This window comes from Pseudomonas sp. TE6288 (assembly GCF_054062095.1).
The window spans coordinates 1-23501 of the sequence record NZ_JBSSEW010000018.1 but is presented as its reverse complement, the minus strand read 5'-3'; the positions used below and the strand labels follow the sequence as shown (position 1 = coordinate 23501).

General features: G+C 65.6%; 20 protein-coding genes and 1 tRNA gene. 6 read left to right on the top strand and 15 right to left on the bottom strand.

All coding sequences use genetic code 11. The features are described from left to right. Nucleotides 1-5 precede the first annotated feature (5 nt). From ACVWY1_RS19480 to ACVWY1_RS19470, 3 genes are all read right to left on the bottom strand, one after another. The gene (locus ACVWY1_RS19480; RefSeq protein ID WP_277502865.1) at nt 6-2480 is read right to left on the bottom strand and encodes a TonB-dependent siderophore receptor; all 2475 of its coding nucleotides are present in this window, start codon (nt 2478-2480) and stop codon (nt 6-8) included. 96 nt (nt 2481-2576) lie between these two features. Beyond that, complete coding sequence (locus ACVWY1_RS19475; RefSeq protein WP_457378657.1) at nt 2577-3533, bottom strand: FecR domain-containing protein; 957 nt, start codon at nt 3531-3533, stop codon at nt 2577-2579. Further along, nucleotides 3520-4035, bottom strand: a complete 516-nt coding sequence (locus tag ACVWY1_RS19470) for a sigma-70 family RNA polymerase sigma factor (RefSeq protein ID WP_277502867.1) — start codon at nt 4033-4035, stop codon at nt 3520-3522. The genes ACVWY1_RS19475 and ACVWY1_RS19470 overlap by 14 nt, the downstream gene beginning before the upstream one ends. 167 nt (nt 4036-4202) lie before the next feature. On the opposite strand from ACVWY1_RS19470, the gene ACVWY1_RS19465 reads away from it, so the two are divergent. The 3 genes from ACVWY1_RS19465 (at nt 4203) to ACVWY1_RS19455 (ending at nt 8460) form a co-directional block, all read left to right on the top strand. Continuing rightward, complete coding sequence (locus ACVWY1_RS19465) at nt 4203-4829, top strand: DNA-3-methyladenine glycosylase family protein (protein ID WP_139668846.1); 627 nt, start codon at nt 4203-4205, stop codon at nt 4827-4829. 115 nt (nt 4830-4944) lie between these two features. Beyond that, nucleotides 4945-6003, top strand: coding sequence for a bifunctional DNA-binding transcriptional regulator/O6-methylguanine-DNA methyltransferase Ada (gene ada / locus ACVWY1_RS19460; RefSeq protein WP_110702544.1), 1059 nt, complete (start codon nt 4945-4947; stop codon nt 6001-6003). Between the two features lie 54 nt (nt 6004-6057). Continuing rightward, nucleotides 6058-8460, top strand: a complete 2403-nt coding sequence (locus ACVWY1_RS19455) for a DUF3772 domain-containing protein (protein WP_102683844.1) — start codon at nt 6058-6060, stop codon at nt 8458-8460. A 181-nt stretch (nt 8461-8641) separates the two neighbouring features. Here the strand turns inward: ACVWY1_RS19455 and ACVWY1_RS19450 are convergent, their stop codons facing one another. The 3 genes from ACVWY1_RS19450 to ACVWY1_RS19440 all read right to left on the bottom strand — a co-directional run bounded on the left by ACVWY1_RS19450 (nt 8642) and on the right by ACVWY1_RS19440 (nt 12062). After that, nucleotides 8642-10072, bottom strand: coding sequence for an aldehyde dehydrogenase family protein (locus ACVWY1_RS19450; protein ID WP_457378656.1), 1431 nt, complete (start codon nt 10070-10072; stop codon nt 8642-8644). Between the two features lie 13 nt (nt 10073-10085). Next, nucleotides 10086-11585: a purine-cytosine permease family protein gene (locus tag ACVWY1_RS19445; protein WP_457378655.1), complete on the bottom strand. Its 1500-nt coding sequence runs from the start codon at nt 11583-11585 to the stop codon at nt 10086-10088. Nucleotides 11586-11672: 87 nt separating this feature from the next. Beyond that, nucleotides 11673-12062 (bottom strand): YybH family protein, encoded by a 390-nt coding sequence (locus ACVWY1_RS19440; RefSeq protein ID WP_102683841.1) that lies wholly within the window; start codon nt 12060-12062, stop codon nt 11673-11675. A 452-nt stretch (nt 12063-12514) separates the two neighbouring features. Between ACVWY1_RS19440 and ACVWY1_RS19435 the strand changes: the two genes are divergently transcribed. The 3 genes from ACVWY1_RS19435 to ACVWY1_RS19425 all read left to right on the top strand — a co-directional run bounded on the left by ACVWY1_RS19435 (nt 12515) and on the right by ACVWY1_RS19425 (nt 14902). Then, nucleotides 12515-13204: a hydrolase gene (locus tag ACVWY1_RS19435; RefSeq protein ID WP_102683840.1), complete on the top strand. Its 690-nt coding sequence runs from the start codon at nt 12515-12517 to the stop codon at nt 13202-13204. A 36-nt stretch (nt 13205-13240) separates the two neighbouring features. Next, complete coding sequence (gene ycaC, locus ACVWY1_RS19430) at nt 13241-13861, top strand: isochorismate family cysteine hydrolase YcaC (protein ID WP_023632674.1); 621 nt, start codon at nt 13241-13243, stop codon at nt 13859-13861. A gap of 114 nt (nt 13862-13975) precedes the next feature. Continuing rightward, a complete protein-coding gene (locus tag ACVWY1_RS19425; protein ID WP_457378654.1) occupies nt 13976-14902 on the top strand; it encodes a LysR substrate-binding domain-containing protein in 927 nt (308 codons plus the stop codon). Here the strand turns inward: ACVWY1_RS19425 and ACVWY1_RS19420 are convergent. The 9 genes from ACVWY1_RS19420 to ACVWY1_RS19380 all read right to left on the bottom strand — a co-directional run bounded on the left by ACVWY1_RS19420 (nt 14880) and on the right by ACVWY1_RS19380 (nt 23145). After that, nucleotides 14880-16049 carry an MFS transporter gene (locus ACVWY1_RS19420; RefSeq protein ID WP_457378653.1) on the bottom strand — a complete coding sequence of 390 codons (1170 nt, stop codon included), beginning with the start codon at nt 16047-16049 and terminating at the stop codon, nt 14880-14882. The two genes, ACVWY1_RS19425 and ACVWY1_RS19420, sit on opposite strands and share 23 nt — an antisense overlap. 304 nt (nt 16050-16353) lie before the next feature. After that, nucleotides 16354-17454 (bottom strand): redox-regulated ATPase YchF, encoded by a 1101-nt coding sequence (gene ychF, locus ACVWY1_RS19415; protein WP_023629554.1) that lies wholly within the window; start codon nt 17452-17454, stop codon nt 16354-16356. 22 nt (nt 17455-17476) lie between these two features. Then, nucleotides 17477-18061 (bottom strand): aminoacyl-tRNA hydrolase, encoded by a 585-nt coding sequence (pth, locus tag ACVWY1_RS19410; protein ID WP_023629555.1) that lies wholly within the window; start codon nt 18059-18061, stop codon nt 17477-17479. A gap of 79 nt (nt 18062-18140) precedes the next feature. Continuing rightward, a complete protein-coding gene (locus ACVWY1_RS19405; protein WP_046857141.1) occupies nt 18141-18737 on the bottom strand; it encodes a 50S ribosomal protein L25/general stress protein Ctc in 597 nt (198 codons plus the stop codon). A gap of 118 nt (nt 18738-18855) precedes the next feature. Then, the gene (locus ACVWY1_RS19400) at nt 18856-19797 is read right to left on the bottom strand and encodes a ribose-phosphate pyrophosphokinase (protein ID WP_016391678.1); all 942 of its coding nucleotides are present in this window, start codon (nt 19795-19797) and stop codon (nt 18856-18858) included. 45 nt (nt 19798-19842) lie between these two features. Further along, nucleotides 19843-19917 (bottom strand) — tRNA-Gln (locus ACVWY1_RS19395). Between the two features lie 20 nt (nt 19918-19937). Continuing rightward, entirely contained in the window at nt 19938-20798 is an 861-nt protein-coding gene (ispE, locus tag ACVWY1_RS19390) for a 4-(cytidine 5'-diphospho)-2-C-methyl-D-erythritol kinase (RefSeq protein WP_434728857.1), read from the bottom strand. Between the two features lie 4 nt (nt 20799-20802). Further along, complete coding sequence (gene lolB, locus ACVWY1_RS19385; protein WP_102683836.1) at nt 20803-21420, bottom strand: lipoprotein insertase outer membrane protein LolB; 618 nt, start codon at nt 21418-21420, stop codon at nt 20803-20805. A 3-nt stretch (nt 21421-21423) separates the two neighbouring features. Next, a complete protein-coding gene (locus ACVWY1_RS19380; RefSeq protein WP_457378652.1) occupies nt 21424-23145 on the bottom strand; it encodes a tetratricopeptide repeat protein in 1722 nt (573 codons plus the stop codon). Nucleotides 23146-23501 lie beyond the last annotated feature (356 nt).

The following is a 23501-nucleotide window of genomic DNA, read 5'->3' as shown; positions in this document are numbered from 1 at the left end:
TCAGCTCAGAACGTTCCGCGCAAGGTCACCGACACATTGCGCGGGTCGCCCCAGTAGTACCCGGTCGGCGTTGGCGCCACCTGGCGGTAGTACTTCTTGTCGAACAGGTTGTTGGCGTTCAACTGCAACGAATAGTTGTCGTTGAAGCGGTAGTTCACCATCGCGTTGTACACCGCATACCCCGACTGCGAAGCTTCGGCTGTGCCGCTGCGGTTGTAGATGGCGCTCTGCGCCTGCACGCCGCCGCCCACGGTCCAGGCCTGCAGCTCGCCTGGCAGGCGATAGCTGGTGAACAGGCGCAGCATGCGCTTGGGGTCGGTGGTGCGGATAGGGTTGCCGTTGTTGCCGGTGGTGTCCTTGAGGTATTCGGTGGTGTTGTAGGTGTAGCCGCCGGTCACGTTCCAGCCCGGCAGCACTTCGCCGGAAATCTCCAGCTCGAAGCCTTGGCTGCGGTTCTTGCCCGCGGCGACCTTGCAATAGCCGCTGGTGTAGTTGGGCAGGCACGGGTTCGGCCCGCTGAGGTCGTCCAGTGCGTTGCCGACCTGGTAGATGCGGAAGAACGCCAGCGAGGTGTTCAGCCGGCCCTCGTAGAACTCACCCTTGATCCCGGTCTCGTACGCTTCGCCGGTGACCGGCTCGAGCACGGAGCCTGCGGCATCGGTGTTGGTCTGCGGGTTGAAGATCTCGGTGTAGCTGGCGTAGGTGCTGAAGTTCTCGTTGAGGTCATAGATCAGCGCGGCGTACGGCACGATCTCGTTGTCGACGCTGAACTTGCCGTTGGCCTTGGTGTTGTTTTCCTGCTCGTAGTCGTACCAGTTGGCGCGGGCGCCGATGATCGCGGTGAGCGGATCGGCCAGGGAGATGCGCCAGGTGGCGTAGGCGCCTTCCTGGGTGGTGCGGGTGCGTACCGGGTGGGCGGTGATGTCGATGCTCGGGTTGGCCAGGCTGGTCTTCGGGTCCCAGGTGCGGATGTCGAACACGCCCGATTGCACATTGTTGGTGGCCGAGGCGTAGGAGTCGTTGCGGATGCGCTCGACACCCAGCATCAGCTCGTGGCTGCGGCCGAGCAAATCGAACGGGCCGTTGAGGGTGGCGCTGAGGTTGTTCTGCAGGCTCTCGCCGCCATCGCCTTCGGTGACCTGGTAGCTCATCAGGTAAGGGTTGCGGGTCGGGTTGGCGGTGCCGGTGGCACGGCTGAAGTAGGTCTGCTTGAAACCGTTGTCGTCCAGCTCGAAGTGAGTGCGCTGGGCCATCAGCTTGAGCGTCCAGTCATTGTCGAAACGGTGCTCGAGCTCGGCGAAGGTCTGCAGGTTGCTGCGGTTCCAGCGGTTCCAGTCGGCGCCCAGGTAGGTGCTCCGGCTGAACGGCAGTGGCGAGCCGTCGTAGTCGGCCGGCAGGTTGCCCCAGGCGCCGGTGGCGTCGAGCTGGGTCCACTCAAGGCCAGTGGTCAGGGTGGTGCTGTCGTCGAGATCGAAGGCCATGACCCCGTACAGCACATCCTTGCGCTCCTGGCGCGATTGCTGGAAGTGGTCCTTCTCGTCATGCACCGCGATCACCCGGCCACGCACGTTGCCAGTTTCGGTCAAGGGGCCGGAAAGGTCGGCGACGTAGCGCTGGGCATCCCAGGTGCCGAGGGTGACGCTGCCTTCGCCCTGGAACTCATGGGTGGGGCGCTTGCGCACCAGGTTGACGGTGCCGGAGGGGTTGCCGGCGCCGCGCAGCATGCCGGTGGCGCCGCGCAACACCTCGGCGCGGTCGAGGATCGCCGAATCGCTCTGGATGAACGAACCACCGCCGCTGCTCTGCACCACGGTGGCGCCGTCGTACTGGATGGCGTCGATCTGGTAGCCGCGTGAGTAGTACTGCACCCGCTCGCTGTCGGTCAGGTTGACCACCACGCCAGGGGTCTGCTCGAGCAGGTTGGTGAGGTTGGTGATGTTCTGGTCGTCGATGCGCTGGCGGGTGACCACGGTCACCGATTGCGGGGTGTGGCGGATGCTCTGCGGCGTCTTGCCGATGGTCACCGCACCAGTGGTGTAGGAGCCGCTGTGCTCGGTGGTCTCGCCCAGGCGGTTGCTGGAGATGCTGGTGGCGCCCAGTTGCAGGGCATCGCCCACCTCCAGGGCGGGTATCAGCAGGAAGCTCTTATCGCTTTCCTGCTGGACTTGCACATCGCTGCCCTGCAGCAGAATCTGCAATGCCTGCGCACTGTCATGCCGGCCCTGCACGCCTTGAGTGGCCTTGCCCTGCAGGCTGCCGGCGTCGAACGACAGGTTCAGCCCACCCTGGCGCGCCATCTGGTCCAGCGCGGCAGCCAACGGGCCGGCCGGGATGTTCCAGTCGCGCTGCTGGCTCTGGCTGGCGGGCGCGGCGACGGCGACTGTCGGCAGCACGCCTGCGCAGGCCATGCCCAGGCCGAGGGCGGCAGCGTGGATGGCATGGCGCAGGGTGGCATTGCGAGGGGAACACGGGCGAATCATGAAGCGCTCCTGAAGGTTGTCAGACCACTGTTCGGGCTTGTTTTCCTTCAGGCCGGACGAGAATGAGATTCCACCTCATTTATTTTCATCAATTGTTCAGGCGGCGCCGATGCTTACCCAATAGCGTGTGCGGTAGTCGACGCGCACCGGCAGGCTGTGGGCGACCAGCAGCAGGACCTGATCGGTGTCGGCCAGCTGGTAGGTGCCGGAAACCTTCAGCCCGGCCACCTCCGGCGCACAGCGCAATAAGCCGGGGCGGTAGCGCGACAGCTCGTCGATGAACTCGCCCAGGGGCATCTGCTGCACGCTCAGTACGCCGTCGGTCCAGCCCCAGGGGTCGCCATGCACGGTGGCGGGCCGATAGTCGCCCTGGGCGAACACCTGCAGCACCTCGCCAGGCTTGACCGAATGTGGGGCGCTGGAGGCGGGGAACAACGTCACCTCGCCTCGGCGCACGGCCACCAGCAGGCCCTGGTCGTTCTCGCGCAGCAGCAGCTGGCCGCCTTGGGTGCCGAGGGTGCCAACCGGGGTGTCGATGCTGAACGGACGGTTGTCATTGACGTTGCTGTCCAGGCTGATTTCGCCGCGCAGCAGGGTCAGCCGGCGTTGGTCGGCGCTGTAGCGCAGGTCGATGGCACTGGCGGTGTTCAGGCGGATCAGGCTGCCGTCGCTGCCGAGCAGTTCACGGCGCTCGCCGGTGGCGGTGCGGCTGTCGGCCATCCAGCCGGACAGGCCCAGCGGTTCACGCGCCGCCCAGCCAGCGGCGCCGCCCAGTGCCAATACCGACAGCAGCTTGAGATGGTCGCGCCGGCTCATGCGTCGGCGCTCGGTACCGGCGAGGGTCTGCCGACTCAGCTCGGCTGGCAGGCTGGCCAGTTCGTCACCGAGGCTGCTGACCCGCTGCCAGGCATGGGCATGCTGCGGGTGGCTGGCCAGCCAGCGCTGGAACTGCTGTTCGGTACGTGGGCCGGGGCTGTCGTAGCGCAGTTTGACCAGCCATTCGATGGCCTGGTCGACCTGGGCCTGGGTCGGTGTCTGGTCAGGCGTCGGCATAGCGCATCCGGTAGCAGACGCCCAGGGCCTTGGCCAGGTCGCGCTCCACGGTGGCCCGGGAAACGTCCAGGCGCTGGGCGATCTGTGCCAGGCTGAGGCCGTCGAGCTGGGCCAGCAGGAAGGCTTGGCGGGCCCGGGGCTTGAGGCGTTGCAGGGCAAGGTCGAGGCGTTCGAGGGTATCGAGGATCAACAGGCGTTGCTCCTCGCTGGGCACCTCTTGTTCCGGCAGGTTGGCCAGGCTTTCCAGGTAGGCCTTTTCCAGGGCGCGACGGCGGAACTGGTCGATCATCAGGCCACGGGCGATGCTGCTCAGGTAGGCGCGTGGCTCTTTGAGTGGCGAGGCCTGGCGCGCCTTGAGCAGGCGCACGAAGGTGTCCTGGGCCAGGTCCGCGGCGTTCTCCCGGCAACCCACCCGGGCGCCGAGCCAGCCGCGCAGCCAGCGATGATGGGCCTGATAGAGCAGATCGACCTCGGCCGGTTTCAGCGTGTCTTCGATCTGCATCGTCTGGAGAGCCTGCCCGGATAATGTGATTGCTAATGGTTCTCAATTCTATGCGCGGCGCTACTGGCGGATCAATGGTATGCCAGCGATTAGATAAGCAAGATTGAGCGTTTCACCGATGAACGGTTGGGCTAGGCTCGGAGATCGTATCCATGCGAACGCCGAAGATGATCCTTGCAGACCTTTCCCCGCAGGCCTTTGACCATGCCTCTGCCTGGCTGGCCGGGCAGGATGCGCACTGGGCGCGGCATATTGCCGCCGTCGGGCCCTGCCTGCATCGGGCCACCCCCGGGCGCGAGCCGTACGAGGCGCTGGTGCGGGCCATCGCCTACCAGCAGTTGCATGCGCGGGCGGCCGAGGCGATCCTCGGGCGACTGCTGGCGCTGTTCCCGGATGGAGCGTTTCCCTCGCCCAAACAGTTGCTGGCGTTGACGCCGGAGGCGATGCGCGCCTGTGGGCTATCCGCGAGCAAGATCGCCACGGTTCACGGGATTGCCCAGGCGCGTGTGGAGGGTGTGGTGCCCAGCCGGGAAGAGGCGCTGCATATGTCGGATGCCGCACTGGTCGAGCGTCTGGTGGCGCTGCGAGGAGTCGGGCGTTGGACGGTGGAGATGCTGTTGATCTATAGCCTGGAGCGATCGGATATCCTGCCGGTGGACGACTTTGGCGTGCGCGAGGGGTATCGGCGCATGAAGGGTCTGGACAAGGCGCCGACGCCCGCGCAGATGCGGGTTTTGGGCGGGGCGTGGAGCCCGTACCGGACCGTGGCGGCCTGGTACCTGTGGCGGGCTTGAAGTGTCATCCGCCTGCACGGCCCTATCGCGGGTTCGTTGAAGATAACGCAAGATTCGGAGTGTTCACTGTCGGCCAAGCCGCCAAGCTCAGCGCATCGAACCAAGGAGAGGCGCCATGAATCACGCCCCGACCACCTACACCACCGACGCTGAACGCTGGCACGCCGTACAGTCCCGCGACACCGCCGCGACCGGCCATTTCGTCTATGCCGTGCGCACCACCGGCGTCTACTGCCAGCCCGCTTGCAAGTCGCGCCTGGCCAAGCGCGAGAATGTCGAGTTCTTTGCCGACCCCGGCCAGGCCGAGGCAGCTGGCTACCGCGCCTGCAAACGCTGCAAGGCCGCGCAGGGCAGTCGGCGCACCGACCTGGTAGCCCGCGCCTGCCGCCTGATCGAGGCCAGTGAAACCGCGCCCAACCTCGACCAGCTCGGCAGCGAGCTGAACGTCAGCCCCTTCCATCTGCATCGCCTGTTCAAGGCCGAGACCGGCCTGACCCCCAAGGCCTACGCCTCGGCCTTTCGCGCCCAGCGTCTACGCGAGCGCCTGGATGCCGCCGACAGCGTCACCGAGGCCATCTACGACGCGGGTTACAACTCCAATAGCCGCTTCTACGAGAGCGCCGCCGAACGGCTGGGCATGCGCCCGAGGGAGTACCGTGCCGGCGGCCAGGGTGCCACCATCCACTTTGCCGTGGCCCAGTGCTCGCTGGGGGCGATCCTGGTCGCCCAGAGCGAGCGGGGCATTTGCGCGATCCTGCTGGGTGACGAGCCCGAGCCCTTGCTCAAGGACCTGCAGGACAAGTTCCCCAAGGCCCGGCTGATCGGCGGCGATGACACTTTCGAGCGGCTGGTGGCCGAGGTGATCGGCTTTGTCGAGGCGCCGGCGCTGGGCCTGGCGTTGCCCCTGGATGTGCAGGGCACGGCGTTCCAGGAGCGGGTCTGGCAAGCGCTGCGCGAGGTGCCGCCCGGGACCACGGTCAGCTACACCGACATCGCCGAGCGCATCGGCGCGCCCAAGGCGGTGCGGGCGGTGGCCCAGGCCTGCGCGGCCAACGCGATCGCCGTGGCGATTCCTTGCCACCGGGTGGTGCGCCGTGACGGAGACCTCAGTGGCTACCGCTGGGGTATCGAGCGCAAGCGCCAACTGCTGGACCGAGAGACGGCACTCTCCTGAGCGCGCGGACCGAGTAGAATTCACGCCCTGTCGAGTTGCGTAGAGGAACATTCGATGAGGCGTGTCAGCCTTGACCGATTCTGTGCGGGGATTTTCGCCCTGTTGTTATGCCTGGCCGTCCCGGCCTGGGCTGCCCCGGCCACGCCGGCATCGCGCCTGGCCGTGGCCGAGCAGCAGGTGCTGGACGAGAACGCCAGCCTGGACGAGTTGAGCGAGCGGCTCGACCAGATCCGCCAGGGCGTTACCAGCAACGCCAACGACGATCTGCTCGCGCAGTTGCGCCAGTCGGCCCTGCAGGTGCAGCGCCAGGCCGATGTGCTGGCCACCCAGCGCACCGCCGACGTGCAGCGCCTGGACGACCAGCTCAACGTGCTCGGCCCACCCGTGGCCGAGGAGGCCGAGAGCCTGACCCGCCAGCGCAAGCAGCTCACTGACGAAAAGAACAAGGTGGTCGCCGAGCAGAAGGACGCCACCACGCTGACCCAGTCGGCCCGTGACCTGTCCACGCAGATCGTCAACCTGCGCCGCAGCCTGTTCAACTCGCAGATCACCAGCCGCGCCGCCAGCCCGTTGAGCCCGGCGTTCTGGTCGAGCCTGATCCGCCCCACCGATGACGACGTGGCGCGCCTGCGCGACCTGCGCGGCGAGGTGTCGGACGCCATGGCCAGCGCCTTCAGTGCCGAACACCGCTGGTTGTTCATCACCGCGCTGGTGGCGGCGGTGCTGGTCTGGACCCTGGTGCGGCGGCTGCTGGAGCGCCTGCTGGCCGATGCCATGATCCGCTGGCTGCCCGAAGGCCGTCTGCGCCGCAGCGCCCTGGCCCTGAGCGTCAGCCTGGCTACGCTGGGCACTATCTCCGGCTCCGTGTCGTTGCTGCGCTGGGGCCTGGAGAGCAGCGCGGAGCTTGGCGCCGACCTGGCCAGCCTGACTAACCATATTCTTGCGCTGGTGATCTTCAGTGCCTTCATCTCGGGGCTGGGCCGCGCCATGCTGATGCTGCAGCGCCCGTCCTGGCGCCTGCCGCCGATCGCCGACGAGGTGGCCAGCGCCCTGGGCTGGTTCCCCAAAGTGCTGGCCCTGGCGCTGATGGTGCTGCTGACCCAGGAACGCATCAACAGCGTGATCGGCACCAGCCTGGCGCTGACCCTGGCCACCAATGGCCTGACCGCGCTGGTGGTGTCGCTGCTGTTCGTCGTGGCCCTGCTGCGCTATCGCCGTGCCCATCGCTTGCACGACCTTGAGCGTCCCAAGGGCCTGGCCGGGTTGATCCCGTTCGTGATCGTGGTCTGGGTGGCGGCTATCCTGCTGACCCTGCTCGCCGGCTACCTGACGCTGGCCTACTTCCTCACCGCCAAGCTGCTGTGGGTCAGCGTGGTGGTGACCTGCGCCTACCTGCTGGTGACCGTGTTCGGCGACCTGTGCGAAACCTTGCTGTCGCCGCGTCAGCCAGGTGGCCTGGCGCTGGCCTCGGCGCTCGGTCTGCAGCAACGCCACCAGGCCCAGGCCAGCACGGTGCTGGCTGGCATCGGCCGCACACTGCTGCTGTTCGCCGCCGCGTTGCTGATATTCATGCCATCGGGCACCAGCCCGGGCGAGCTGCTGCTGAGCCTGGCGGACTGGGACGGCACCGGTGGCAAAGTGCTGGGCAACCTGAACATCGTGCCCCAGGACATCTTCCTGGCCGTGGCGATCTTCCTCGGTGGCTGGTTCGCCATTCGCGTGGTCAAGCGCTGGCTGAGCGAACGCCTGCTGCCGGAAACCGACATGGACGCCGGCATGCGCGCCTCGCTGGTGACCTTGGTGGGCTACCTGGGCTTCCTGTTCCTGGCCATGCTGGTGATGTCCACCCTGCACATCAACCTGACCAGCCTGACCTGGGTAGTCAGTGCGCTGTCGGTGGGTATCGGTTTCGGCTTGCAACAGATCGTGCAGAACTTCATCTCCGGCCTGATCCTGCTCACCGAGCGCCCGGTGAAAGTGGGAGACTGGGTGAGCCTGGCCGGTGTCGAGGGTGATATTCGCCGGATCAACGTGCGCGCCACGGAAATCCAGATGTCCGACCGCTCGACGGTGATCGTGCCCAATTCGCAGTTCATTTCGCAGAACGTGCGCAACGTGACCATGGCCAATGCCCTGGGGGTGGTGGGCATCACCCTGACGCTGCCGCTGGAGACCGATCCTGCGAAAGTGCGCGAGGTACTGCTGGCGGCGTACAAGGAGCATGAGTCGATCCTCGACGCGCCGGCCACCTCGGTGACCTTCAAGGATCTGACCAGCAGTGGCATGGTCATCGGGGTGAGCGGCTATGTCGCTTCGCCTCGACAGGTATCGGGCACGCGCAGCGACCTGTTGTTCACTATCCTCGGGCGCTTGCGTGAGGAAGGCATCGCCCTGTCGTCGCCGGCGAGCATGGTGCTGGTGCAGGAGAACGGGCGCCAGGCCGACGAACCGGCATAAGGCCAATCGCGGGGCCAGCGCGCTCCTACCGCTTGCACATGTCGGCGTGGGAGCGGGCTTGCCCCGCGATGGGGTTCTGTATGCAATTGCGTGAAGGTGGGCAGGTGTTCGCCGATTGGCGCTGAAAAACTCGCAGAACACCTGCCAGCCTACCCATTCCCTTAAATGGGACGCCTAAAAGTCACCCCAAGCACCGCGTCACATGCTTCACCGACTGATACCCCGAAAGCCCCCAAGGCCCGAGCTCACGCCCGATCCCGCTGCCCTTGGTGCCGCCCCACGAAGTTTCGACAAACACCGCCTGCACAGAGTTGATCCATACATGCCCCACCTCCAGCGCATCGGCCACGCGCTCGGCGCGCTCCAGGTCGGCGGAGCACACGGTGGCGACCAACCCGAAGCGGCTGTCGTTGGCTTGGGCGATGGCCTCGGCCTCGCTGCCGAAGCGCCGCGCGCACAGCACCGGGCCGAAGATTTCTTCGCCCCACAGGCGACTGCTTACCGGTACATCCACATACAACGTCGGGCTGACGAACCAGCCGTCGCGGTCCAGTGCGGTGCCGCCGGTCAGGCACTTCAGGCCTTCTTCGCGGGCTGTGGCGAAATAGCCGGCGACCTTGAGCCACTGCGCCTGGCTGGTCAGCGGCCCCATGTCCACTTCTTCAGTGAGCGGGTTGCCCACGCGCAACGCCGCCAGCGCCGCCTGCAAGCGCGGCAGCAGGGCATCGGCGATGCCGTCCTGCACCAGCAGGCGCGAAGTGGCCGAGCACATCTGCCCGGCGTTCCAGGTGATGCCGGCGACGATCCACTCCACCGCCTGGTCGACATCGCAATCGTCGAACACCACGATGGCCGACTTGCCGCCCAGCTCCAGCGTTACCGGCCGGCACTGGGCCGCGGCGGCGCGCATCACCTGGCTGCCGACGCCGTTGCTGCCGGTGAATGACAGCTTGTCCAGGCCGTTGTGGCCGCTCAGCGCAGCGCCGGTCTCGGCCTTGCCGCCCACGATGTTCAGCACGCCGGCCGGCAGGCCAAGCACCTCGGCGATCTGGCCGTAGGCCTGCTCGATCAGCGGGGTGATTTCGGAGGGCTTGAGCAACACGGTGCAGCCGGCCGCGAGGGCCGGGGCGAGCTTCCAGGCGCTGGTCACCAGCGGGAAGTTCCACGGCACGATCAGGCCGACCACGCCCACCGGCTCCAGGCGGGTGCGGGCGGTGAAGCCCGGCGCGGCCAGGGGTACGTCGCGGTTCTTCGCCGGTAACTGCTCGGCCAGGTCGGCGTAGTAGGCGAAGGTGGCGATGGCGTCGTCGAGATCGATCTCGGCCTCGTGGCGCGGCTTGCCGTTGTTGCGCATCTGCAGGGCGATCAATTCGTCGCGGCGCTGGCCCAGCTGTTCGGCGAAGCCGCGCAGGTAGTTGGCACGCTCGGTGGCGCTGACCGTCTTCCAGGCCGCCAGGGCCCGGCGCGCGGCGGCAACGGCTTGGTCGACCTGGGCGCTGCTGGCGGCCATCAGTTCGGCGAACGCCTGGCCGTCGGACGGGTTGTGGACAACGATACAGTCGCTGCCCTGGCCTTCGACCCAGCGGCCGTCGATGTAGTGAGGAGTGGTCATGGTCGGATTCCAGTCAGGCCATTTCGGCAGTGGTCACGGGCGTTACCGGCGTGCTTTTGCAACGCACCCAGCGCGGGCCCAGGGGGCCATACACGCCAGCAGGTTCAGGGAACAGGTTGAGCAGGATCAGGTACAGCACGGCGGCGATGCCGAGGGTCACCGGCAGGCTCAGGTCGATGCCGCCGGCGAGCTCGCCCAGCGGGCCGACGAACTGCCCAGGCAGGTTGACGAAGCACAGGCCAACCACCGCGCTGGGGATCCACGCGCCCATGCCGCGCCAGTTCCAGCCGTGGTCGAACCAGTAGTGACCGCCTTGCTGGCCACGGGTGAACACTTGCAGGTCGTCGGCATGGTAGAAGCCGCGGCGGGTGATCAGGCCGAGGATCATGATCACCATCCACGGGCTGGTGCAGGTGATGATCAGCACGGCGAAGGTCGACACGCTCTGCACAAGGTTGAAGGTGAAACGGCCGACGAAGATGAAGCCGATGGCCAGCACGCCGATCAACAGGGTAGCGGCGGCGCGGCTGAGCAGGCGCGGGAACACGCTGGACATGTCCAGGCCGGTGCCGTACAGCGCCGTGGTGCCGGTGGACATGCCGCCGATCACCGCGATCAGGCACACCGGCAGGAAGAACCAGCCCGGCGAGATCGCCAGCAGGCCGCCGACGTAGTTGTTGGCGGCGATGTAGTCCGGTGCCTGGCTGGCCACCAGGGTGGCGGTGCACAGGCCGAACAGGAACGGGATCAGCGTGGCGGCCTGGGCGAGGATCACCGCCAGCATGATGCGCGACTTGGGCGTTTGCCGCGGGATGTAGCGCGACCAGTCGCCGAGGAAGGCGCCGAACGACACCGGGTTGCTCATGGCCAGGATCGCCGCGCCGACGAACGCCGCCCAGAAGCCGGCCTGGCCGAGGTTGACGCTGCCGGCGTAGCCCGCATCGAAGGGCCCGGCGAAAGCGAAGATGCCCAGCAGGAACAGCAGGCTCGAGGCCCACACCGCAATCTTGTTGACCCACAGCATGAAGCGAAAACCAAAGATGCACACCACCAGCACCAGTATCGCGAACACGCCATAGGCCAGGCCCAGGGTCAGGTCGGTTGCCGGCAGGCCGACCAGGCGCTTGGCGCCGCCGACCAGGGCATCGCCGGAGCTCCATACCGATAGCGAGAAGAACGCGACGGCGGTCAGCAGTGACAGGAACGAGCCGACGATACGCCCGTGCACACCGAAGTGCGCACCGGACGATACCGCGTTGTTGGTGCCGTTGAGCGCGCCGAACAGGCCCATCGGCGCGAGGATCAGCGCGCCCACGCCGACGCCGAGCAGGATCGCCCAGGCCCCGGCCTGGAACGACAGCCCGAATAGCACCGGGAAGCTGCCCAGCACGGCGGTGGCGAAGGTATTGGCACCGCCGAAGATCAGGCGGAACAGGTCCAGCGGGGCGGCGTCGCGTTGATCGTCGGGGATCTGTTCGACGCCATTGGTCTCGATACCGGTCGAGTGACTCATGGTGATGCTCCAGCGCGAATGTTGTCGGCCGTCGGGCGGCCTTGTTGTGGGTGCGATGGCAGTGCGGCAGGGCCGCTTGAAAGGGGATCAGGCCGGCGAGACGACCGACAGGTGCTCGTGACAGGCCAACCAGCGGTCGCCGTGCAGACGCAAGACGATGGTCTCGCGCTCGTTCAGGTCGAGGGTCTCGCCGGCGACGCGCAGGCGCGTGGCCACGTCGTGCATGAAGATCGCCACGTCGCCCTGCAGGCTCACCTGGGCATTGCTCGACTCGCAGCCGAGCACGGCGAAACCGTCCGCCTGCCAGCTGGCCCAGAGATCTTCATAGGCACGGCGCGACAGCAGCGGTTGCGGCAAGGTGTGGAAGAGGAAGGTGGCGTCTTCGCTGAAGCAGGCGAAGTAGCGGGCGGTGTCGTTGCTGGCGAAGGCGGCGACGAGGTCGGCGGCGGCCTGCCGTACCTGGAGTGTCTGGTCCACGGGAGTGGCCTCACGGTTTATTGTGATTGTTGGTGAAGCGATTCTGGTGGGGGCAGGCGGGGGGAAAAATCGCTGTGGACAAATAATCAGTTCAGGAAATCGTGAACCAATGGGCTGACCGACCAAGTAACCGACCAAGTTATCGACCAAGCGCTGCTGAAAATTGCCGATCCATCGGATCGGTGATTGCGCGCTGGCATTTCATCATCGTTCTCCCAGCGCAACTCTGAGGGTTCACCCATGGGCCTACCGGGTCGCATCTCGCCTCTCTACCGTTAGCCCTGCCGCCCGCCTGGCCACAGGCCGCACGGGCATTTGCCACGGCCCGCCGACTGACGGTCGCTTCGTTCAGCCTGCGTTGCCTACTCTCATAGTCCCCACTGTGGATGTGTGGGGCGCGGTCCGACCGCAGCGGCCAGGATGGCCTGTTCTCACACCAAGAGGAGAGAACGATGAGCAATTTCTCGCAAGCCGCCAACTTCGAAGGCCAAGTGCCACGCATCGACCCCGACAACGCCACGATGCTGCTGATCGACCACCAGAGTGGCCTGTTCCAGACGGTCAAGGACATGCCCATGACCGAACTGCGGGCCAACGCCATCACCCTGGCCAAGGTCGCCAGTCTGGCGAAGATCCCGGTCATCACCACCGCCTCGGTACCCCAGGGTCCCAACGGCCCGTTGATCCCGGAAATCCACGAGGCTGCGCCACACGCGCAATACGTGGCCCGCAAAGGTGAGATCAACGCCTGGGACAACCCCGAGTTCGTCGCTGCGGTGAAGGCCACTGGGCGCAAGCAACTGATCATCGCCGGCACCATCACCAGCGTGTGCATGGCCTTCCCCAGCATCAGCGCGGTGGCCGCCGGCTACCAGGTGTTCGCGGTCATCGACGCGTCAGGCACCTACTCCAAGATGGCCCAGGAAGTGACCTTGGCGCGGGTGGTCCAGGCCGGCGTGGTGCCGATGGACACCGCCGCCGTCTGCTCCGAGGTGCAGCGCACCTGGAACCGCCCGGATGCCGCGCAGTGGGCCGAGGCCTACAGCGCGGTGTTCCCGCACTATCAACTGTTGATCGAGAGCTACGCCAAGGCCCAGGCCGTCGTCACCGGCCATGAGCAACTGGACTCGCAACGCAACTGAACCTGGCTGTTTCCCATCCAAGCAAGGAGATCCACCATGGCATTCCAATACAAGCGTCTGGACAAGAACAACGCCGCGGTACTGCTGGTCGATCACCAGACCGGGCTGCTGTCGCTGGTGCGCGACATCGACCCGGACCGGTTCAAGAACAACGTGCTGGCGCTGGCCGACCTGGCCAAGTACTTCAAGTTGCCGACCATCCTCACCACCAGCTTCGAGACCGGCCCCAACGGCCCGCTGGTACCCGAGCTCAAGGAGCAGTTCCCCGAGGCGCCCTACGTCGCCCGCCCCGGCAACATCAACGCCTGGGACAACGAGGACTTCGTCAAGGCGGTGAAGGCCACCGGCAAGAAGCAACTGATCATCGCCGGCGTGGTCACCGAGGTGTGCGTGGCCTTCCCGGCGCTGTCGGCGCTGGAGGAGGGCTTCGAGGTGTTCGTGGTCACCGACGCTTCCGGCACCTTCAACGAACTGACCCGCGACTCGGCCTGGCGCCGCATGGAAGCCGCCGGCGCCCAGCTGATGACCTGGTTCGGCGTGGCCTGCGAGCTGCACCGTGACTGGCGCAACGACATCGAAGGGCTGGGCACGCTGTTCTCCAACCACATTCCCGACTACCGCAACCTGATGACCAGCTACAGCAAGCTGGCCAAGTGACCGCCAGCCCGGGCCCCGTTGCCGGGGCCCGGGCCTGGTGACGCCCACGGCCCCTGTGACGATCCCTGGAGAATGGCGGATGATGCAGCGGTGAGCCGTGGACGAGTGTTGCCGATGTTCGACCTGAACGACCTTTATCTCTATGCCAAGGTGGTGGAGCACGGCGGCTTCGCGCCCGCCGGGCGCATCCTTGGCCTGCCCAAGTCACGCCTCAGCCGGCGTGTTGCCAAGCTCGAGGAGCGCCTGGGCGTGCGCCTGATCCAGCGCTCCACGCGGCAGTTCCAGGTGACCGAGGTAGGCCTGGAGTATTACCGCCATTGCCTGGGCATGCTCGAGCAGGCCGTCGCCGCCGAGGATGCCGTCGAGCGCAACCGCGCCGAGCCCCGTGGCATCGTGCGCCTGGCCAGCAGCACCGCGCTGCTCGATTCGCGCCTGGCGCCGATGCTGGCGCGCTTCATGGCGCAATGCCCGGTGGTCGAGCTGTTGGTCAAGAGCTACAACCGCCGGGTGGATGTGATCGGCGAGGGCTTTGACCTGGTGCTGAGCGTGCAGCACCAGCCACTGGAAAGCAGCGAGCTGGTGATGCGTCGCCTGGCCCCGAGCCGTCAGTGCCTGATAGCTGCGCCGGGCCTGCTGGCCGAACACGGGCGGCCCGTGTCGCCGGAAGGGCTCCAGCTTCTGCCGAGCCTGAACTGGGGCGCCAATGTGCAGGACGCCAGCTGGATGCTGATCGGGCCTGCTGGCGCCGAGGCTGCCGTGCGCCATCGCCCCCGTGTGGTGTCGGACGACCTCGCGGTACTGCGCGAGGCCGCCCTGGCCGGTGTGGGCGCGGTGCTGCTGCCCGAGGAGGCGGTGCGCGCCGACCTGGCTGACGGGCGGCTGGTGCATGTTCTCGACGACTGGGCGCCACGGGAAGGGGAGGTGGTGGCGCTGTTCCCCTCCCGGCGAGGGTTGATGCCCGCGGTGCGCAAGCTGATCGACTACCTGGCCGACGCCTTCGAGCAGGAGCAGCAGGCCGCTACGCCGGTTCGCGCTCGCTGAAGCCTGGCTCGGCAGGAGGGCGGGCCGACCAGAACGCCAGGCCCGCCGCCAAGGCGGTCAGCGCGGCGCCGGCCCAGGGGGTGGCCGCCAGCGTCGCCCCGGTGATCACCACGCCGCCGATGGCCGAACCCAGCCCGACGCCCAGGTGCATGGCCGACATGTTCAGGCTCATGCCGGCCGGGAAGGTATCCGGGCCACGGGTCGCCAGGTAGCTCTGCACCACCGGTGAGGTGGTCCAGCTCAGCCCGCCCCAGAGCATCATGGTCGCCAGGAACAACCATGGCGTGCCCACGCTCAACGGCAGTACCAGCAAGCTGGCGAGATAGAGCAGCGGCGCCAGCGCGATGGAGCGGCCTGCGCCGAGCCGGTCCGCCATCCAGCCGCCGAAATAGCCGCCCGAAACACCGGCGATGCCGAAGGCGGCGAACACTGCCGCCAGCCATTGCAGTGGAATGGCGGCGACCTGGTGGGCATAGGGGGCCAGGTAGGCAAAGACCGTGAAGTGCCCGGCAATCATCAGCAACGACACGCCCTGGGCTGCCATCAGGCGGCTGTCGCGCAGATGGCGGACATAGCTGTGCAGGGCGATGCGTTCGCTGCTCTGCAACTGCGGCAACCCTTGCCAGGCCATCAGCAGCACTGCCATTGCCAGCACGCTCAGCCCGGTGAAGACGCCACGCCAGCCCAGCACGTCGCACAGCAGCATTCCGGCCGGCACCCCCAGCACCAGCGAGCTGCAGATGCCCATGAAGATCACCCCGATGGCGCGGCCACGCAGGGCCTCGGGCACCATGCGCGTGGCCATCAGGGTGCAAGTCAGGCAGGTCAGGGCGCTGGTCGCGGCCATGCCTATGCGCGCCACCAGCAACGCGGTATAGCCAGGCGCCAGGGCTGCTGCCAGGTTGCACAGGGCAAAGATCGCCAGGGTGGCGCACAGCAGGCGGCGCAAGGGCAGGCGTGTGGTCAGCAGGGGAGAAAAGGGCGCGGCGAGGGCGAAGCTCAGGGAGAACACCGTGGTCAGCTGCCCGGCGATACCGAGCGGGACTTGCAGGCCATCGGCCAGGGCCGGCAGGATGCCGACCGTGATGTTTTCTGCCATGCCCGTGACGAACGTCGCCAGGGCCAGCAGCCAGATACGCGGGCTCATTGTGTTGCCTCCGATAAACAGGCCGGCCAAGGTCCGGACCCATTTGTCCCGACGGTTGACCGGCAAGGGTCAGGTCCATCGGGTTTCGAGGCAGTGCTTCGGTTATCCCGGTTCAAGCAAGGGGGAGTGTAGCCGGTTGCAGGAAGTGAGTGAAGCACGTCGGCCTACAGGTGCTGGCAGTCAGTCGCGTTGACACTCATTTTTTCCCTGCACAAATGCATCGCGGGGCAAGCCCGCTCCCACGCGTCCAGTGCAGACTACGTGGGACGGGCTTGCCCCGCGATGGGAGGGCGCCGAGCGGTACTCAGACGTTGAAGCGGAAGTGCATCACGTCGCCATCCTTGACGATGTAGTCCTTGCCCTCAAGGCGCCATTTGCCGGCTTCCTTGGCGCCGCTCTCACCCTTGAACTGGATGAAGTCGTCATAGGCCACCACTTCGGCGCGGATGAAGCCTTTCTCGAAGTCGGTGTGGATCACGCCGGCCGCCTGCGGCGCGGTGGCGCCCACGCGCACGGTCCAGGCACGCACTTCCTGCACGCCGGCAGTGAAGTAGGTCTGCAGGTTGAGCAGCTCGTAGCCGGCGCGGATCACGCGGTTCAGGCCAGGCTCTTCCAGGCCCAGGGCCTCGAGGAACATGTCCTTCTCCTCACCGTCGTCGAGCTCGGCGATCTCGGCTTCGATCTTGTTGCACACCGGTACCACGACCGCGCCTTCTTCCTCGGCGATGGCCTTGACCACATCCAGGTGCGGGTTGTTGTCGAAGCCATCTTCGGCAACGTTGGCGATGTACATCACCGGCTTGCTGGTCAGCAGGTGGAAACCGCGGATGACGGCCTTCTCGTCGTCAGCCATGTTCTTCATCAGGCTGCGTGCCGGCTTGCCTTCGGTGAAGTGCGGGATCAGTTTTTCCAGGATGGCCTTCTGTGCCAGAGCATCCTTGTCGCCGCCCTTGGCGTTGCGGGCGACCTTCTGCAGTTGCTTCTCGCAGCTGTCGAGGTCGGCGAAGATCAGTTCGAGGTCGATGATCTCGATGTCGCGCTTGGGGTCGACGCTGTTGGAAACGTGGATCACGTTCTCGTCTTCGAAGCAGCGCACCACGTGGGCGATGGCGTCGGTCTCGCGGATGTTGGCGAGGAACTTGTTGCCCAGGCCTTCACCTTTCGAGGCGCCAGCGACCAGGCCGGCGATGTCGACGAATTCCATGGTGGTCGGCAGGATGCGGTTCGGCTTGACGATCTCGGCCAGCGCGGCCAGGCGTGCGTCGGGCATCGGCACGATGCCGCTGTTCGGCTCGATGGTGCAGAAGGGGAAGTTCTCCGCCGCGATGCCGGACTTGGTCAGGGCGTTGAACAGGGTGGACTTGCCGACGTTGGGCAGGCCGACGATGCCGCAATTGAAACCCATGGGTATTCCCCTTTCTAAAGTGTCAGGCCTTCTGGCTGTGCAGTTCGCGCATCGCCTTGGCAAAGTCGCCGGCAAGCACGTCGGGCATCACGCCGAGGGCAAAATCGATGCTGGCGTCGAGCTTCTCCTGCTCGGCGCGCGGCGCGCGGCCCAGGACGAAGTTGGAGACCAGTTTGGCGTCACCCGGGTGGCCGATGCCAAGCCGCAGGCGGTGGAAGTCGTTCTGGTTGCCGAGCTGCGCGATGATGTCGCGCAGGCCGTTGTGCCCACCATGGCCGCCGCCTCTCTTGAGCTTGGCGACGCCGGGGGGCAGGTCGAGTTCGTCGTGCGCCACCAGGATCGCTTCCGGCTTGATGCGGAAGAAATTGGCCAGAGCCGCCACGGATTGGCCGCTACGGTTCATGTAGGTGGTGGGGATCAGCAAGCGAACATCGTTGCCCTGATGGCTGAATTTAGCCGTCAGGCCGAAATACTTCTTGTCAGCGGACAGCGAGACGCGCTGGGCGCTGGCGAGGCGTTCAACGAAAAGAGCCCCTGCGTTATGCCGGGTCTGTTCGTATTCGGGGCCGGGGTTACCCAGGCCAACGATCAACTGGATGGCGGTCACGTCAGGGGCTCTTCCTTGGAGTTGGTGGGTTACGGTGCGCGCGGCACTGTAACCCGATCAACGCCGGCGTGCGAGTGGATTACTCGGCAGCGCCTTCAGCAGCTTCAGCGGCAACGCGCGGGGCGTGGACGTTGGCAACAGCTTTGTCATCACCGTGGGCCAGAGCGACGAACTCTACGCCTTTCGGAGCTTTCAGGTCCGACAGGTGGATGATGGTGCCGACTTCGGCGTTGGCCAGGTCGACCTCGATGAACTCAGGCAGGTCTTTGGCTTCGCAGGAAACTTCGATCTCGGAAACAACGTGCGAGATCTCGCCGCCTTTCTTGATCGGGGCTTCTTCGCCGACGAAGTGAACCGGGACCTTGGCGGTCAGCTTCTGGCCAGCAACGACGCGAACGAAGTCGGCGTGCATGATGAAGCCTTTGGCCGGGTGACGCTGCATGGCCTTGACCACGACGTTCTGCTTGGCGCCGTCGACATTCAGTTCGATAACGTGGCTGAAGGCAGCTTCGTTTTCGAACAGCTTGGCGATTTCCTTGGCCACGATGGTCAGGGATTGGGCTTCTTTATCGCCACCGTAGACAACGGCAGGGATGTTGGCGGAGTGACGCAGGCGGCGGCTCGCACCTTTCCCCAGGTCAGTACGCGCTTGGGCGTTCAGGATGAAATCAGTCATTTTGCTTCTCCAAAATAGCCCCCCGAGGGCGTTTGCGACCAGCGCCAACGGGGATGGCAAAAAAGCCCCGCCCCAACGAATGCTGGGGCGGGGCGCTTCATACCAACACGTGTTCCGCTTAGCGGAACATCGCGCTGATCGATTCTTCGTTGCTGATGCGGCGTACCGCTTCAGCGACAACCGGTGCGATATCCAGCTGGCGGATACGGTCACAGGCTTGAGCAGCGGCGGACAGCGGAACGGTGTTGGTCACCACCAGCTCGTCCAGTACCGACTTCTCGATGTTCTCGATCGCGCGGCCCGACAGGACAGGGTGCGTGCAGTAGGCGTAAACCTTGGCAGCGCCGTGTTCTTTCAGGGCCTTGGCCGCGTGGCACAGGGTGCCGGCGGTGTCGACCATGTCGTCTACCAGGATGCAGGTGCGTCCTTCGACGTCGCCGATGATGTGCATAACCTCGGAGTGGTTAGCCTTTTCGCGGCGCTTGTCGATGATCCCGAGATCGACGCCCAGGGACTTGGCGACGGCGCGAGCACGCACCACACCACCGATGTCCGGGGAGACGATCATCAGGTTCTCGAAACGCTGGTCTTCGATGTCGTCGACCAGTACGGGCGAGCCGTAGATGTTGTCGACGGGGATATCGAAGAAACCCTGGATCTGGTCAGCGTGCAGGTCGACGGTGAGTACACGGTCGATACCCACGACAGTGAGCATGTCAGCGACGACTTTGGCGCTGATGGCTACACGTGCCGAACGCGGACGGCGATCCTGGCGGGCGTATCCGAAGTAAGGAATCACGGCAGTGATTCGCGACGCTGAGGAGCGGCGGAAGGCATCGGCCATCACTACCAGTTCCATCAGATTGTCGTTGGTAGGGGCACAGGTGGGCTGAATGATGAAGACGTCTTTACCGCGGACATTTTCGTTGATTTCAGCACTGATTTCGCCGTCGGAGAACTTACCGACAGAAACATCACCCAGTGGAATATGCAGCTGACGTACGACACGCCGAGCCAGATCGGGGTTTGCATTCCCCGTGAAGACCATCATCTTGGACACGCGCAGTACCTGAAGGCTGAGGGTAACCTGGATGAGTATAAGAAATGGCAGGGGCGGCTGGATTCGAACCAACGCATGGCAGGATCAAAACCTGCTGCCTTACCGCTTGGCGACGCCCCTGTATCTGTTGCTGCGAATTCTTATGAACTCGACTTCTTGATCAGACTTTGCAGCTTGCGATGCAACATCGAAATATTGCTTCCTTTCGCCACAAACCCTGTTTGGGTCTCTGAAAGAAGGGCCAGAACTCTATCAGCTTCGGCTTTGCTTGGGAAGGCCCCAAACACACAACTTCCAGTGCCGGTCATTCGAGCTTCAGTGAATTTACCCAGTGAAATCAGCGCATTGCGAACTTCAGGATACCGTTGCTCTACTACCGGTTGGCAGTCATTTCGACTGTTTCCCTCGGGAACGGGGCGCATCTTAAGGGGGAGGGAATCACGTGTCAACTCTGGATGCGAAAAAATTTCCGCTGTGCTGACAGACACTTGCGGCACCAGCACGACATACCAGGGTTCGGCGGGGTCGACCGGGGTCAGTTGCTCGCCGACACCCTGTGCGAAGGCAGCATGTCCGCGGACGAACACCGGCACATCGGCGCCGAGCGAAAGGCCCAGGGCCGCCAGGCGATCTTCGTTCCAGTCCAGGTGCCACAGGTGCGCGAGTCCCAGCAGGGTAGTCGCCGCGTCGGAGCTGCCGCCACCGATGCCGCCGCCCATGGGCAGCACCTTGCGCAGCCAGATATCGGCGCCGAGCGGAGTGCCGGACTGTGCCTGTAGCATCCGCGCCGCGCGGACGATCAGGTTGCTGTCGTGGGGCACGCCGTCAATTTCAGTCTGCAGGCGGATCTGGCCGTCGTCGCGCAGGGCGAAGCTCAGTTCGTCGCCGTGCTCGAGAAACTGGAACACGGTTTCCAGCTCGTGATAGCCATCGGCGCGGCGCCCAGTAATGTGCAGCCACAGGTTGAGCTTGGCCGGGGCCGGCAGTGTCAGCTTTTGCATCGAATCAGTGCCCCAGCTGGCGTGGCTGCCAGTCCTTGACTACCAGGGTCACGTCGATGTTCTCGCCGTGCAGCTTCAGGCGCTCGGGCAGCCAGTAGCCGTTCTGCTCCACATAGCTCAGGTATTCGACCTTCCAGCCGTCCTGGGCGAGGCTGGCCAGGCGGCTGTCGCCGTCGAGGGTCAGCTGGCTCTTGCTGTCCGGGGCGGGCAGGCCGCGCACCCACCAGACCAGGTGCGACACCGGCAGGCGCCAGCCCAGTTGTTCTTCCAGCAGCGCCTCGGGGTTAGCCGCCTCGTAGCGACCTTGGTTGGCGACTTCCAGCACCACGCCGCCGGGGCGCCCGGTCAGGCGTGCCGCGCCGCGGCCCAGGGGCCCGGCCAGGCGGATGTCGTAGTAGTCCTGGCGCTGCAGCCAGAACAGCGTGCCGCTGCCCGAATCACGCGGGGCGCGGATGCCGACCTTGCCGTTGATCTGCCAGCCGTCGAGATTGCCCAGCTGCTGCTTGTGCTCGCGCCACAGCTGCGGGTTGCCCTGGCCCTGCACGGCTTCCTTGCTGCCGAAACCGGCGCAGCCGGCGAGCAGGGCGATGAGGGTGAAGGTGATGCAATGACGCAGGAACATGGTTTACAGGCTCTCGGATCCGGTCAGGCGCAACAGTGTCTTGCGCAGGATGGGGCTGTCGGCCTGGGCTTCGAAGCCCTTGGCCCAGACTTGGCGGGCTTCGCGGCGTTTGCCGTTGGCCCAGAGGACTTCGCCCAGGTGGGCGGCGACTTCATGGTCGGGAAAGCGTTCGAAGGCCAGGCGCAGTTGGCGCTCGGCTTCCTCGAGGTTGCCCGTGCGATAGGCGATCCAGCCCAGGCTGTCGAGCACGGCCGGGTCGTCGGGAGTGAGCTGGTGGGCTTTTTCGATCAGCGCCTTGGCTTCGCCGTAGCGGGTGGTGCGGTCGGCCAGGGTGTAGCCCAGGGCGTTGAGGGCCATGGCGTTTTCCGGTTCGCGGGCAATGATGGCGCGCAGGTCTTTTTCCATCTGCGCCAGATCGTTGCGTTTTTCGGCGAGCATGGCCCGGGTGTAGAGCAGGTTGAGGTCGTCCGGGTAGCGTTTTATCGCCTGCTCCAGTACCTGGCCGGCCTGGGTTTCCTTGCCGTTGTTGCCCAGGCTTTCGGCCTCGATCAGGTACAGCTGGATAGCGTAGTCCGGCTGCGCCTCGCGGGCCTCGGCGAGCAGTTTCGAGGCCTCGGCGCTGCGACCGTTGGCAATCAGGATATCGGCCTGGCGCAGTTGCGCCGGCAGGTAGTCCGGGCCGGGGCCGACCAGGGCGTACTCGCGCAGGGCGGCTGCCGGCTGGCTGCGTTCTTCGCGGATGCGGCCGAGGTTGAGGTGGGCGGCATCGACGTTGGCGTCACGTTCGACCAGCTCCTGCAAGTAGCCTTCGGCCTCGTTCCAGTGCTTGGTTTCCAGGCACACCAGGGCCAGCGAGTAGCGGATCTCGTCGTCTTCCGGGTATTGCTGGAGCAGGCTCTCGAACTCGGCCTTGGCGTCGTCGATGCGGTCCTGTTCGACCAAGGTGCGCGCGTAGGTCAGGCGCAGGCGCTTGTCTTCGGGGTTGTCGCGGATCGCGCCGCGCAGCAGCGGCAGGGCCTCCGGACCGCGGTCCAGGGCCTGCAGCAGGCGGGCACGCAGCAGCACCGGGGCGATCTCGCCATTCTGTGGCGGGTTGGCCTCGAGCAGGTCGAGGGCTTGTTGCGGCTTGTCATCCTGGTTCAGCAGCAAGGCCTTGCCAAACACCAGCTGGCTGTTCTCGGGGTACTTCACCAGCAGGCGGTCGAAGCTTTGCATCAAACCGTCGCGGGTATGCTGGTCGGTCTCGGCGGCCGACAGGGCGAGGAAGTCGAAATGGGTATCGCCCTGGCCTTGCAACACCTTCTCCATGTAGGTCATGGAGTCGTCGTAACGCCCGGCGCGGGCCAGCTGGATGGCGGCGGCGCGCTGGGCGTCGAGGTTCTGCGGGTCGTTGCGGGCCCAGATCAGCGCGGTGTCCAGGGCCGGTTCGTCGGCGCCCAGGTACTCGGCGATGCGATAGGCGCGTTCGGAGACAGCCGGGTCCTGGGTCTTCTCGGCCTGGTCGACGTAGTTGGCCAGGGCGATGTCGAAGCGGTTGCGCTGGCCGGCCAGCTCCGCCACTAGCAGGCTGTACAGGGTGTCCTGCTTGAACGATCCGTACACCACGGGCTTTTCCGCGCTCTTGCCGGCGTCGGCGGCGGGCGTCTGAACGTCCGTCTTCGGGGCCAGGCTCTGGCAGCCTTGAAGCAGGGCGAGGGCAAGCAGCAATGCGTAGGATTTGTTCATAGGGGCTTATAAAGAGGCTAAACCGGCGGTCGGAGCATGATGACACAAGCGCGATGGCAAACCCACCTGCGAAGGTCGTGGTGTGAAGCGGCGCTTCGGAGTATAGGGACAATGTATGGCGGTGGTGGTTCGCAAACGGCCTTGCGGCATCTTGCCCTTGCCATTGCCCTTGCCCTTGCCCTTGCCCTTGCCCTTGCCCTTGCCCTTGCCGTTGCTTTTGCTTTTGCTTCTAAGCGCACGGTAGTTCAGGCAACGCCAACTGCGACTTCAGGAGGCCGAACGCAGGTCTTGCGGAGGGAGGTGACGGGCATGGATGCCCGTCAAGCGCTGCGCCCCAGGATGGGGCGTTCAGCGCG